The following is an 11587-nucleotide window of genomic DNA, read 5'->3' as shown; positions in this document are numbered from 1 at the left end:
GCCACTGCGGCCACCTTCGGTCGGCAAAATCCACCACCCGTCGTCCGGGGCGGGCCACCGCTCGCCCAGGACGGCCGGAAATTCGGCCACAGTGGACCGACCGGGTGAGGTCACGCTGGTCATGCCATGGATCAAGGACCCCTTTCCGGTACGCCGAACCCCGCCCGACGGTGGTGGGCCGGCTCGCCCGGACGCGGTTCGTGGCAGACTAGGCACAGGCCGCGCACCCGTGGGTGGCGGTCCGGGAGGGTTCGCCTAGTGGCCGATGGCGCTGGTCTTGAAAACCGGTAAGGCAGCGATGTCTTCGTGGGTTCGAATCCCACACCCTCCGCGTCCAGAGCCGCAGAAACGCCCCCTGACCAGTGCGGACGCCGGCAGGGGGCGTGTCTATATGTCGCGAGCAAGCCTCACTTCGTCTCGCTTGGGACTGCCGTGTCTCACTGGTTGTGTCGTCTACGTGTCGGCGCTCTCCGGCCCTTCGGTCGGCTCGGTGCCTAGCGCCCCTCGATCCGCTTCCGAGCGACCTCGTCCTGTCCGTCGATGCACGAGACGTAGATCTTGAGCAGCACATACACGCTGTGCCCGGCCCACTGGGCGACCTGAGTAGTCGGCACTCCGGCGTTGAGCCAGAGCGATACGGCGGCGTGCCGCAGGTCGTAGGGCCGGTGCGCCAGCGGTGAGCGCTGCTAAGCCGGTGTCAGCGCTGTCGCGCGTGCCTGCCGCCATGCACCCAGATAGGTGCTTTAGACACCGGTCCCGGTCAAGCGCCAGCGGCGTTGAACATCTGCCCGTTGATGTTCCGGCAGTGCTCCCGCGAATGATGCCGCAGAATGCGAACCAGTGCCAGACAGGCTGGTACGTCGCGGGCCGGGATACCTGTGGCGGTCGTCAGCAACAACTCGGCCGGCGCGGTGAGCGCGTACCAAACAGCGCATCGGCTCGCCGCCTACGTGTCGCCGGTGGTCGGCCGGGCATACGCCGATCCGAGCCGCATGAAGCCCAATCCGGAACCGATCCTGCAAGCCGCGCGTGCCGTCGGCGCGCGTGTGATTGACTATGCGAATCGGTCGGCCAAGGTTTAGACGTCCTGAGCCGCCGAGGTGGATGTGGTGATTACGAGCATGAGTTAGATCGCTGGCGTAGTGCTTGAACGTATCGGTGGCTGAAATGCGCTGCGACCGGCGCAGGTAGGGGCGGACCGTGATGGCCCGGCTGCAAACTCAAGGAGTGTCGGCGAGTGGGTTGGGGAGCTGCCATCCCGGCCACCACTGACTCAGGAAAGCCGAACAGGCCAGGGTCGGGGTGGGTCGGGATGGTGGCGAAAAGGGATCGGGCTAGTCGTCGGTGATAGGGCGTGCCTGGAAGCCGGATATAATCATTCCGTTCATGATCATTGTTGGGCCATACGCGACCTGGTCGCCGCTCGCGGAGAGGCTGCAGAAGGTCGGTGTATCAGAATTGGCGTGTCCGCTTATGACGGACAGTTCAGTAACCGGACCGAGGGGGACAGCAGATTTCGGCAGGACTGAAACCATCAACTCGCGACCGACCGTGGGCCGATAATCCGCGACCGACCGAATCTCTCCCGCAATCAGATCGACGGCGTTTGCAACATTCAGGCCTTGGCTTTTCACTCTGAGTAGCTGGCGGTACAAGGCCCTTGCCGACGTCCTCGGGACCAAGTCTGGAGCGAAGATCAGCGTAGGCAGCTCAGGTCTCGCCATCTCCACGAACCAGTCGAAATCCGCCGACGGAGACGCTCTCCATCCCTTTCCGACCTCAAATTGATTCGACACCAACCCTGAGAACGGCGTGGGCTCGTCAGATCCGTTCCTCTTCCAACCCGTCATGACAATACTGTGGGAGTGGCCTCGGTAAGGTCGTCGCCGGAAGAGAACGGTGAGGTCGTTAGTCAGTTTTTCGAGACCATCGTTCAGGTTTGGTGCGGCGGCTAAACGTTGAGCGATCCACAAGTCCGTCGTTTGGCCTTCAAGTTCAGCAAGTCCTGTAAAAGACAGAGTTGCTCTGTTCTCATACAACACAGCTTTATTCGTTACGTCGTCTCTCAGTTCGGTCGAGCCGTCCGGATGTAATAGAGAGATTCTTCGGTCGGAGACCTGGACTACGACGGAGTTGCTGGCCAAGGTTGCAATCAGGGTCATGGGTGCATTGTCGCTGACAAGGAGACGTTGCAGAAGTCATCAGGCGGCCAGCCCGCCAGCTACAACAGGCCGGGCGGCGACGCGAACGGGCTCACCAAATAGCCGATGCGGGCAGGTCGATGTCGTCCTACTTGCGGCGCAAGAGTTCTGGCCCGCCGAGGCAGCATATAACTGGCTGATGTAGTCCGTCGTCGATGGACAGGCGCACGGGCGGTGTGTACGCGCGGGCCTTGGCGGCGAGGCCCTGCTTGAGGATCTGTGGATCGGCGAGTGGCACCGGGCGGAAGCCGGTACGTTCGTCCAGGCCCAGGATGATCGTCCCGCCACCGGTAAGGTTGGCCAGGGCGCTCAACGAGGAGGTCAGCGATACAGGCAGTCCGCCTGCGGCAGCCTTGACCTCGACACTGGTCGTATCCCCGCCAGCTGCGCGCAGCGTCTGTACCAGGTCGGCTAAGTCCTCGGTCATGGCGCGAAATGTAACTGCGCGTGAGTTATATTTCAAGCTTGTTGGGTTACATTTGGCGTGTGTCGTACGGAGGGCCGGAATCCGTACCGGGGCGGGGACTCGTAGGTCAGTTCTGGCCGGGGCTTGCTGTGGGTAGTCCTGCTTCCTTGGCGCATTCGAGCAGCCGTCGGTCGTAGGTGACGAAGGCGGTGAGTGCCGTGCCGGATTCGTTGGTCAGCACGTGGGCGGTGGCCAGGTGGATGGCGTCGAGGCTGCGGAGCATCGGCTCGGCGAACGTGGCTGCGGTCGCCCGGATCGTGCTGTCGATCTCCAGTCGGAACAGCCGTCCGACGGCAGCCGGCACTCCGATCAACGCCTGCGGAGCTGACCGGCGCAGCGCTCTGGGCACTTCCACCTCGACGAGGGCGGAGGAGACCAGCGGGACGTCGTCGTGTGCGTTGAGCCAGGAGACGAGGTCTGTGCTGCACTCCTCCTGTCGGACCAGCTTGACGACGGCGGCGGAATCGAGATAGATCACCAGCGCTCCTCGTCGCGCATCGTTGCGAGCGAAGCGGCCACGTCCACGTTCTCGTCACCGAGCTTCGGTGGAAGCGGCACAGAGCCACTGCCGGTGGGGGCGACGGCTCGCCCTGCGGCTACCAACTTGGCCAAAACCGATCTCTCGTCACCTACCGGAATCAGTCGGGCGATCGGGCGGCCTCGATCGGTGATCTCCACGGTCTCGCCGCCACTCACCCGGGCCAACACCTGGCTCGTGTTCTGGTTCAGCTCCCGGACACCGATGCGCTCCATGAAACCGAGTGTAGAACTAAATGTTCTACCGTTCCAGCTGCTGGCGTCATCTGGACTACCCGCGCCGACCGGGCGGAATCAACCCGGGCTACGTCTTCGTGCGGTGCTCGGTGACGTACGTGCCGCGCTGGGGCATGGTCATGACCAGCCCGCGTTCCCGTAGCAGGGCGATCGCCGCGCGGACCGTGCCGCGTGCCACCCCGTACTCCTGCTGTAGCCGCAGCTCGCTCGGTAGCGGCTTGAGCGGCTGCAACTCTCCCGACTCGATGCGCTTGGCGATCAGGTCGGCGAGCTGCACGTACAGGGGCGTCGGCGAGAACTGGTCGATCATCGTCCCCACCTAGTAGCCCTCGGTCACGTACACCCCGGCACCGGCCCGACCGACCGTGAGCCCTCGGTCACGGGTGAGTTCCAGGGCGCGCTGGATGGTGGACACGCTGACGGAGTACAGGTCGGCCAACTCCCGCAGGGACGGCAGCTTGGAGCCCGGCGGATACTCCCCGGAGCGGATGCGGGCGCTGAGGTCGTCGGCGATCTGGCGTGAGGACATGGGGATGGGCATGGCGGATCTCCGGATAGTCCGGTACCTGGTTGGCCTGGCCAGTAGATCACGACACGCCGGTCACCCCGGTCTCTCCTTGCATAGTGGTCATATAGTGACCTAGGTTGTTGGGCGGGTATTCCTCCCTGGTTGGCACCTGGCCGTGATGCCCCCGCCGGGCTGGGGTGGATCCCGTGCCACCTCAGCCCGGCATCCCGTCTCCGCAGCACCACCGGCTGAGGGATCTCCATGGACGAACGTCCGCACGACGGCCCGCTATCGGCCGGCAGAAGGATCGGATGCTCATGCTGCGTTCGTTGATCACACGTGCCCTGCGGCGGCTCGCTGGCCGTCCGAGTGCCTACCCGCCGTTGGATCGCACCGGTCCGGCCACGGCGTATCCGAATAAGACCGGCGCGTGGGCTCCGGTCCGGAGGGCACCACCACAGCCCTACCCACGCGCTGCCCCTGATGACTGCCCCTGCGGGGAGGCGGCTGTCCGCCGGGGCGCGGTGGATGCGCGCAGCGGAGTGCCGCTCCTGGTCCAGTCGGCGTGGGACTGCCTGGAGCACCACCGCCACAGCCGGTGCGGAAGATGCACCGAGGGCAGCTTCTGCCCGATGGTCGAGGCCGCCCGTGCCCGGATCAGGGCGTGGCGCAGGCTACGTCAGGTCTGAGGCCATCGATGAACGCGCCACTGCCGAAGGCCGGCGACCTGGTGTACGTCACCCGCGCTGCCAGCGTGCAGTTCATCAAGCCGATCTGGTGCCGGGTCATCCGGGTGCTCGACTGGATCACCTACGACGGGTGGTGCTGGCTCGACGTCTACCAACTGGACGCCAGAGGCGACGCGGTCGCTCGTCGATCGATCTTCGTGCAGCCCGCGAAGCTGGAGAGTAGGCAACCGGTGCCCGTCCCCCGCAACCGGCCTGAACAGCAGCGATCCCGGGGTGCGCGCCGCCGCCCCGGCGGAGTCCTGACCGGTTACAGCCGCTCTGCGTCGGCCAGCGAGCAGCCCAGATAGCTGGGTCAGGGGGCGGGGCTGAGGTGGGCGGCGAGGATGCGCCAGCCGTACCCGTCGTCGTAGACCCAGGTGCGGGTGTAGCGCAACCGCGCCGCGAACGGCGCACCCTCGAAGGTGCCGCTGACCCGCCCCCGGAAGAACGTCACCCCCGTCGTCCCGGCGACGAGCAGCTCCAACTCCTCCTCCACCAGCTCGTCGAGCACCGAACTGCCGCTGCGGTGCGCGGCCAGGTCGTCGGACTTGCCGAAGGTGCGACCGTCCGGCCCGACGGCGATCAGCCGGTCGTCGAGCAGGGCGTCGAGCGCTGCCACGTCGCCGGCCCGTTGGGCGGCCTGGAGGCGGCGCTCCGCCTCCAACAGTTCCGCCTCACGTTCGGTGTCCCGCATGTGCCCTCCCGGTCGTCGACCGGCCCGTCGGCCGCGTCCCCTCATTCTGGCGGCCCGACGGTGCGCGGTGCTTCCGGTTCGTCGTCCCGGCCCGGCGGGGTAGGAGGGGCGGACGGGGTAAGAAGGGGCAGAGGAAAACGCGCACACCGGAAGGACCTTCCCGATGACCCTGGAACGACCGATCGCCCCGGACCCGTACGAGCTGCTGCCGACCGTGTCGTCGTTCGACCTGACCAGTGACGACGTGCACAACGGCGAGCCGATGGACGCCCGGTACGCGCACGGCAGCACCGGTGGCGAGAACGTCTCCCCGCACCTGGCCTGGTCGGGCTTCCCCGCCGGGACGAAGAGCTTCGTGGTGACCTGCTTCGACCCGGACGCCCCGACCGGCAGCGGTTTCTGGCACTGGGTGCTGGTCGACGTGCCCGCCTCGACGACCAGCCTGCCGACCGGCGTGCAGGAGGCCGACCTGGGTGGGGCGTTCAGCGTCCGCAACGACTACGGCGACACCGGCTACGGCGGCGCGGCCCCACCGCCGGGTGACCGTCCGCACCGGTACGTCTTCGCCGTGCACGCGGTCGACGTCGACACGCTCGGCGTGGGGCCGGACGCCAGCCCCGCGTACGTCGGCTTCAACCTGGCGTTCCACACCCTGGCGCGGGCGGTCATCCGGCCGACGTACCAGATCAAGGAGTGAGCGGTGCCCCGCCGGTCCCGCGTGGGCGGGGCCGGCGGGCGGGCGGCACGGTCAGCCGGGTACCCGGGCGACGGCGAAGACGGACTGGCCGAACGGCGGCCGGACGAGCTGCTCGACGGCCTTGGTGGCGGGCAGCACGAGGGTGTCGTACACCTTGACCATCGGGCCCTCCTTCGGCATCAGCCGGAAGACCTTGGTGGCCATGAAGTAGCCGATCAGGCCGAGGGCGTTGGCGTAGTGCATCGTCTCGACCCGCAGCCCGGCCGCGGTCATCGCGTCGCCGAGGGTCTTCTTGGTGTAGCGGCGCACGTGGCCGGTGGCGATGTCGGCGGGGCCCATCGCGAACTGGAACGCCGGCACGATGATGATCACCGCGCCGCCGGGCCGGACCAGGTCGCGCATGCTGCGCAGCGCACCCACGTGGTCCTCGATGTGCTCCAGCACGTTGTACGACACGGCCGCGCTGTAGTCGCCGCCGCCCGGGTGCGGCAGCAGCATCTCGCGGACCTCGATCGTCGGCTCGTCGACCAGCCGCTCCTTGAGCAGGATCAGCCGGTCCGGATCGGCCTCGGTGGCGGTGAAGCGGGGGACGTGCCGCGCCCACTCCAGGGCGTAGTCGCCCAGGCCGCTGCCGATCTCGATCGGGTCGTCACCGAGGTGGGGCACCGCCAGTTCGACGAACCACCGGCGGTGGTTGACCGCGGTGGCGAGGCCCTCCAGGACCTCTGACTGGACGCGCTGATCCCCAGTGATTTCTACCATGCGTCGATTCCTCACGATATGACTGACCCGCGCCTGGACCGACAGAGTGAATCATCCGCGCGAGGGGCGGAGGAAACGGGGCACTGTGAAGGCCGAATTGTGGTCGGGGGAGGGCACGTGATCGGCGGTCGGCGAACCCGGCACATAGTACGGCAGTACCCGAAACATGTCACGTGCCCGCCATAGGCCAACTACGCTGTGAATTGTCATGACTACTTCTGAATCGGAGCCTGTCGCCGGCCGGTCCGGCGTCGGGGACGCCGAGCCGGTGCCGACCCGGCGTGTCGTCCGGCGGAGGTGGCGGCGGGTGTTCCCGACGGGCCGCCCGCGTCGCCCACCTGCCCCGGCGGCGGGGGGTCCGGCGAGGGCGGGGTGGCGGTGGGACGCGCTCGCCGTGGCCAGCTATCTCGCGCTGGCGATGTGGGTCACGGCCCGGTTGTGGCGCGACCCCGGGGCCGGGGTGCGGGACAACCGGTCGGACCAGGCGCAGTTCGAGTGGATGATGGCGCACGGCGCTCGGGTCGTCACGGAATGGAGTTATCCGTTCGGTTCGGACCGGATGAACGTGCCCGACGGCGTGAATCTGATGGCGAATACCTCCGTATTATCCATCTCAATACCAATGACCCCGGTCACCATGCTCTTCGGGCCGCACTGGTCCTTTCTTCTTTTCCTCACCCTCGGAATGGCGGCCACCGGCACCGCCTGGTACTTCTTCCTGTCCCGGGTGGTGACCCGGTCCCGGGGGCCGGCCTGGCTCGGCGCAGCCTTCTGCGCGTACGCCCCGGCGATGGTGTCGCACGCCAACGCCCACCCGAACATCGTCTCCCAGTTCGTCGTACCGCTGATCATCTGGCGCACCCTGCGACTGACCGAGCCGGGCCGGTGGCTGCGCAACGGGCTCCTGCTGGGCCTGCTGATCGTCTGGCAGGCCTTCCTCAACCTGGAGATCCTGCTGATGACGGCGATCGCCCTGGCCGCGGTCACCGGCGCCCTGGTCATCGGCCGGCCGCAGCTGCGTACGGCGGCCCGACCGTTCCTCGCCGGGCTGGGCGTGGCCGCGCTGCTGTCCGCCGTGCTGCTCGCCTACCCGCTGTACGTGCAGCTCTTCGGGCCGGGTTCCTACCACGGGTTGTCCCGGCTGATCCGGGGCTACCGCACCGACCTGGGGGCGTTCGTCGGCTGGTCGCGGGAGTCCCTGGCCGGTGACGCCCGGTCCGCCGACCCGCTGGCGCGCAACCCCACCGAGGAGAACGCGTTCTTCGGCTGGCCGTTGGTCGTCCTCACGGTCGCCCTGGTCTGGTGGCTGCGGCGCAACGCCCTGGTGCTCGGCCTGGCCGCGCTCGGGCTGCTCTTCGCCGTCCTGTCGCTGGGCCGGGAGGTGCAGCTCAACGGGCGTAACACCGGCGTCCCCGCCCCCTGGGCGCTGCTGGAGGAGTTGCCCCTGCTGCACTCCGTGGTGCCCACCCGGTGGTCGCTGGCGATCACCCCGGTCATCGGCGTGCTGCTGGCCCTCGGCGTGCAGCGGGCCCGGGATCTCGCCCACCGGCACCCGACCGCCAGGCGACAGATCCGCTTCGTCACGGCGACCGTCCTGCTGATGGCCCTGCTGCCGCTGCTGCCGACCCCGCTGCCGGCGACCCGCCTCGACCCGGTGCCGGCGTTCGTCACCTCCGGCGGGTGGCGCCCCTACGTCACCGGGGGCCGCAGCGTGGTGACCCTGCCGCTGCCCGACAACACCTACGCCGACCCGCTGCGGTGGTCGTCCCGGACCCGGCTGGAGATGCCGCTGGCCCGGGGCTACTTCCTGGCCCCCGACACCCGGCCGTGGTCGCCCGAGCCGGACGCCGCCCTGTTCACCGCGCCGTACCGGCGGACCAGCAACTTCTTCGGCGGGATCGCGCGCACCGGCACCATCCCACCGGTCACCGCCGCCGACCGACGGGCCGCCGTGACCGACCTGCGCTACTGGCGGGCCGGCGTGGTGATCCTCGGCCCGCACCCGCACGCCGACGCGCTGCGCCGGGCGATGACCGCGGTGACCGGCATCACCCCCGTCTGGACCGGTGGGGTGTGGCGTTGGGACGTCCGGCCGCTCACGGGCTGAGCGGGGGCGGGCCGGTCAGGCCGCGCGGACGCAGCAGCCCTGGCAGACCTTGGGGCTGGGCAGGGTGAAGGCGAGACAGCAGGTGCGCCGCTGCACGGTCGGCTCGCCGCCCCGGCCGGGCACCAGCTCGACCAGGTCGGCCATGCCGAGGGTGTCGAGCAGGGTGTCGATGGTGCGCACCGACGGGCCGGGCAGGGCGTCCGCCGCCCGCAGGATGCCGTGCGCGATGCCCGAGGCCACCGAGCCGAGCAGGGTACGCGCGCCCACCCGCACCTCCGCCTGGATCGCGGTGACCATCGGGGCGAGATGGGCGTCGAGCAGTGAGGCGCGCAGGAGGCCGAGCAGCTCGGCCTCGTCGGCGGCGACCCGGACCCCGGGCTGGCCGGTGAGGGCGAGCGGGTCACCGGGCAGCACCGCGACGGTCGTCGAGCGGCGCAGGCCCATCGTGAGCAGCTGCCGGTGGTCCTCGAAGTGGATCAGCACGTCGGCCGGGTCGAGCAGCGGCACCCGGCGGGCCGAGGCCCACCCGAGCACCACCGGCAGCGCCGTCCAGTAGCTGTAGGACTTCCAGGCCAGCGCGGCGCAGGCGTGCGGGGTGCCACCCCAGCGGCGGGCGGCGGCGCGCAGGAACTCGGGCATCCGGGTGCCGTCGACGAGGGTGGTGGCGGGGCTCCAGCCGAACTCGTCCGCCACCACCAGACCCGGCGCGAGGCCGGGCAGCGCGTCGGTGCCGAACATGGCCCGCAGGGTGGTGGTGACCGGGGCGAGCCGGCCGGCGAGATCCTGGCCCGGCATCACCGCCGTCATCCCGACCCCCTCCCGTCACCGCTCGTCCGCCGTGGGTGGCGGAGGTCTCGTCGGCCACTCCGGTGCCGGAGGGGTCGCCCGTGAAGCTAAGGCTAGCCTAACCATGCTTGGGGTCCTGAGGGAAGCCTCTCCGGCAGCGGATCGGGAGGTCGGGATCACCATGGCCGTCCGGTCGGCACGGATCAGCCCGGTTCGGCTACTACCCGACCGAAGGCGCGGAAAACGCCGGCGGTGTCAAGGCATATGTCGACAACGTGCCAGTTCGGTACGGGGAAACGGAGAAAACGTGAAGACTTGTCGTCCCGGCTGCTTTGCGTGAGGAAGCTGATGACGACCTCTCCCCTGGAGCGGGCCGCCGATTCGTTCGCGGCGGAACTCGCCCGGCACCGGACGGGGCGAGGGCTGACCAAGAAACAGCTCGCCACGTTGATGGGTTTCGACCCGTCGTACGTGAGTCACGTCGAGGGGCGTCGGCACCGGCCCACCGAAGACTTCGCCCGCCGCGCCGAAGCCGTCCTCGACGCCGGCGGCGTCATCTGGCAGTGCTTCCGCGAGTACGACCAGCTCCGCCAGGCCCGTGCCGTTCCCGGGCAACGTGAACCGACACCCCCCGGGCGGTGGCTCCCGCCGGGCACCGGGCTCGTCGTCGAACAGGAGACCGCCACCCTCACCCTGGTCGACGGCACCTACCGGTGCGTGATCCGTCGTCGACTGCACAACGCCGGCACCGAACCGGTCACCCGCTACCTCGTCCGGGTCGCCGTCGACCGGTGGCCCGACGATCCGGGGCGCTCCAACCGGCACCACCGGGAACACCCGCTCACCTTCGCCGAGCTGCGCTTCCGGGCCATCCACCACGACGACGGCGGCCGCGAACCGATGCACTGGCGGGTCCGCCACGACCGGGACGCGTACAAGGAGATCTGGCTGCTGTTCGAGAACGCCGACGGGCCGTTCCCGCTGCACCCCGGCGATCGCGCCGAGGTCGAGTACGCCTACCGGGTCGGCCGGGTCAAGTGGGGCCCCTGGTTCCAACGGGCCGTCCGCCTGCCCACCCGGCACCTGGCCGTGCGGCTCGACCTCCCGGCGGCCCTCGACCCCCGGGTCTGGGGGGTCGAGACCTCGCTCTCCGCCGACGAGGGGCCACTGCGCACCCCGGTCCGCCGACACGACCGGGGCGACCGGGTGGTCTTCGACTGGTCCACCGACGACCCGCCGCTCAACACCCGCTTCCGCCTCCAGTGGCGGTTCCGCCAGGAGCCGGCGGAGACGACGCCGCAGGTGCCGGCCCGCCCCGCCGACCGGCTGCGCGCCCTCGGCGTGCTGCCCCCCGACGCCACCGCGTCCGGCCGGCCGGCCCGCCCCTTCGACCTGCCCCGGGAAGCCGCCGCCGCCCGCGAAGTGGCCGGCCGGCTCACCGACCTGCTGGCCCAGGCAGACGAGGTGCACACGTTCAGCGCCGGGATGGGCCTCGCCGCACCGCAGCTCGGCCTGGACGTCGCCGTCGCCGTCGTGCGCCCCCCCGACCGGACCGCCCCGCCGGTCGTCCTGGTGAACCCCCGGCTGGTCGCCGAGAGCCCGGAAACCGTCGAACAGTACGAGGGCTGCCTCGCCACCGCCGACCACCGCGGCCTGGTGCCCCGCCCACTGCGCATCGACGTGGAACACGCCCGCTGGGACGGCAGCCGGATGATCACCTCGTTCGCGTACGGGATGGCCCGGTTGGTCGCCCACGAGATCGACCACCTCGACGGGCGGGCCTGGACCGACCGGATGGCACCCGGCGTGCCGCTGGTCCCCGTCGAGGAGTACCGCGACAGCAACGCCTGAACCCCTGCCCCGG

At 69.4% G+C, this 11587-nt stretch carries 13 protein-coding genes, 1 tRNA gene and 2 pseudogenes; 6 read left to right on the top strand and 10 right to left on the bottom strand.

Annotated elements, in window-relative coordinates; translation table 11 throughout:
• The first annotated feature begins 244 nt into the window (after positions 1-244).
• A tRNA-Ser gene (locus ACQP2H_RS30880) sits at positions 245-331 on the top strand.
• A gap of 122 nt (positions 332-453) precedes the next feature.
• Here ACQP2H_RS30880 and ACQP2H_RS30875 read toward each other — a convergent pair.
• Positions 454-740, bottom strand: a pseudogene (locus ACQP2H_RS30875) (integrase); the annotation flags it as partial.
• Between the two features lie 84 nt (positions 741-824).
• On the opposite strand from ACQP2H_RS30875, the pseudogene ACQP2H_RS30870 reads away from it, so the two are divergent.
• Positions 825-1079 (top strand): annotated as a pseudogene (locus tag ACQP2H_RS30870) (haloacid dehalogenase); the annotation flags it as partial.
• A gap of 255 nt (positions 1080-1334) precedes the next feature.
• On the opposite strand, the gene ACQP2H_RS30865 reads toward ACQP2H_RS30870, so the two are convergent.
• The 6 genes from ACQP2H_RS30865 to ACQP2H_RS30840 form a co-directional block, all read right to left on the bottom strand.
• On the bottom strand, positions 1335-2162 hold the full coding sequence (locus tag ACQP2H_RS30865; protein WP_219465250.1) for a hypothetical protein: 828 nt from the start codon (positions 2160-2162) through the stop codon (positions 1335-1337).
• A 127-nt stretch (positions 2163-2289) separates the two neighbouring features.
• A complete protein-coding gene (locus ACQP2H_RS30860; RefSeq protein ID WP_219465248.1) occupies positions 2290-2628 on the bottom strand; it encodes an AlbA family DNA-binding domain-containing protein in 339 nt (112 codons plus the stop codon).
• A gap of 106 nt (positions 2629-2734) precedes the next feature.
• Entirely contained in the window at positions 2735-3145 is a 411-nt protein-coding gene (locus tag ACQP2H_RS30855) for a type II toxin-antitoxin system VapC family toxin (protein ID WP_091251046.1), read from the bottom strand.
• Positions 3142-3420 (bottom strand): type II toxin-antitoxin system Phd/YefM family antitoxin, encoded by a 279-nt coding sequence (locus ACQP2H_RS30850; protein WP_219465247.1) that lies wholly within the window; start codon positions 3418-3420, stop codon positions 3142-3144. The genes ACQP2H_RS30855 and ACQP2H_RS30850 overlap by 4 nt, the downstream gene beginning before the upstream one ends.
• An 88-nt stretch (positions 3421-3508) precedes the next feature.
• Positions 3509-3751 carry a GntR family transcriptional regulator gene (locus tag ACQP2H_RS30845; RefSeq protein ID WP_219465246.1) on the bottom strand — a complete coding sequence of 81 codons (243 nt, stop codon included), beginning with the start codon at positions 3749-3751 and terminating at the stop codon, positions 3509-3511.
• A 9-nt stretch (positions 3752-3760) separates the two neighbouring features.
• Positions 3761-3982: a GntR family transcriptional regulator gene (locus tag ACQP2H_RS30840; RefSeq protein ID WP_219465245.1), complete on the bottom strand. Its 222-nt coding sequence runs from the start codon at positions 3980-3982 to the stop codon at positions 3761-3763.
• A gap of 664 nt (positions 3983-4646) precedes the next feature.
• Here ACQP2H_RS30840 and ACQP2H_RS30835 point away from each other — a divergent pair.
• Positions 4647-4985: a hypothetical protein gene (locus ACQP2H_RS30835; RefSeq protein WP_433230109.1), complete on the top strand. Its 339-nt coding sequence runs from the start codon at positions 4647-4649 to the stop codon at positions 4983-4985.
• A gap of 5 nt (positions 4986-4990) precedes the next feature.
• Here ACQP2H_RS30835 and ACQP2H_RS30830 read toward each other — a convergent pair whose 3' ends face one another.
• Positions 4991-5371: a nuclear transport factor 2 family protein gene (locus ACQP2H_RS30830; RefSeq protein WP_433230106.1), complete on the bottom strand. Its 381-nt coding sequence runs from the start codon at positions 5369-5371 to the stop codon at positions 4991-4993.
• Positions 5372-5534: 163 nt separating this feature from the next.
• Here ACQP2H_RS30830 and ACQP2H_RS30825 point away from each other — a divergent pair, with 163 nt between their 5' ends.
• Positions 5535-6068 (top strand): YbhB/YbcL family Raf kinase inhibitor-like protein, encoded by a 534-nt coding sequence (locus ACQP2H_RS30825; protein WP_219465243.1) that lies wholly within the window; start codon positions 5535-5537, stop codon positions 6066-6068.
• Between the two features lie 51 nt (positions 6069-6119).
• On the opposite strand, the gene ACQP2H_RS30820 is transcribed toward ACQP2H_RS30825, so the two are convergent.
• The gene (locus tag ACQP2H_RS30820; RefSeq protein ID WP_357538205.1) at positions 6120-6830 is read right to left on the bottom strand and encodes a class I SAM-dependent methyltransferase; all 711 of its coding nucleotides are present in this window, start codon (positions 6828-6830) and stop codon (positions 6120-6122) included.
• A gap of 418 nt (positions 6831-7248) precedes the next feature.
• Here ACQP2H_RS30820 and ACQP2H_RS30815 point away from each other — a divergent pair, with 418 nt between their 5' ends.
• Positions 7249-8937, top strand: a complete 1689-nt coding sequence (locus ACQP2H_RS30815) for a hypothetical protein (RefSeq protein ID WP_357538211.1) — start codon at positions 7249-7251, stop codon at positions 8935-8937.
• 15 nt (positions 8938-8952) lie between these two features.
• Here the strand turns inward: ACQP2H_RS30815 and ACQP2H_RS30810 are convergent, their stop codons facing one another.
• A complete protein-coding gene (locus tag ACQP2H_RS30810) occupies positions 8953-9732 on the bottom strand; it encodes a hypothetical protein (protein ID WP_357538213.1) in 780 nt (259 codons plus the stop codon).
• Positions 9733-10071: 339 nt separating this feature from the next.
• On the opposite strand from ACQP2H_RS30810, the gene ACQP2H_RS30805 reads away from it, so the two are divergent.
• Positions 10072-11574, top strand: a complete 1503-nt coding sequence (locus ACQP2H_RS30805; RefSeq protein WP_357538207.1) for a peptide deformylase — start codon at positions 10072-10074, stop codon at positions 11572-11574.
• The last annotated feature ends 13 nt before the right edge of the window (positions 11575-11587 follow it).

This window comes from Micromonospora sp. CA-248260, from assembly GCF_050942205.1.
Lineage (GTDB): Bacteria > Actinomycetota > Actinomycetes > Mycobacteriales > Micromonosporaceae > Micromonospora > Micromonospora antibiotica.
This window is presented reverse-complemented; position numbering and strand designations above follow the sequence as displayed.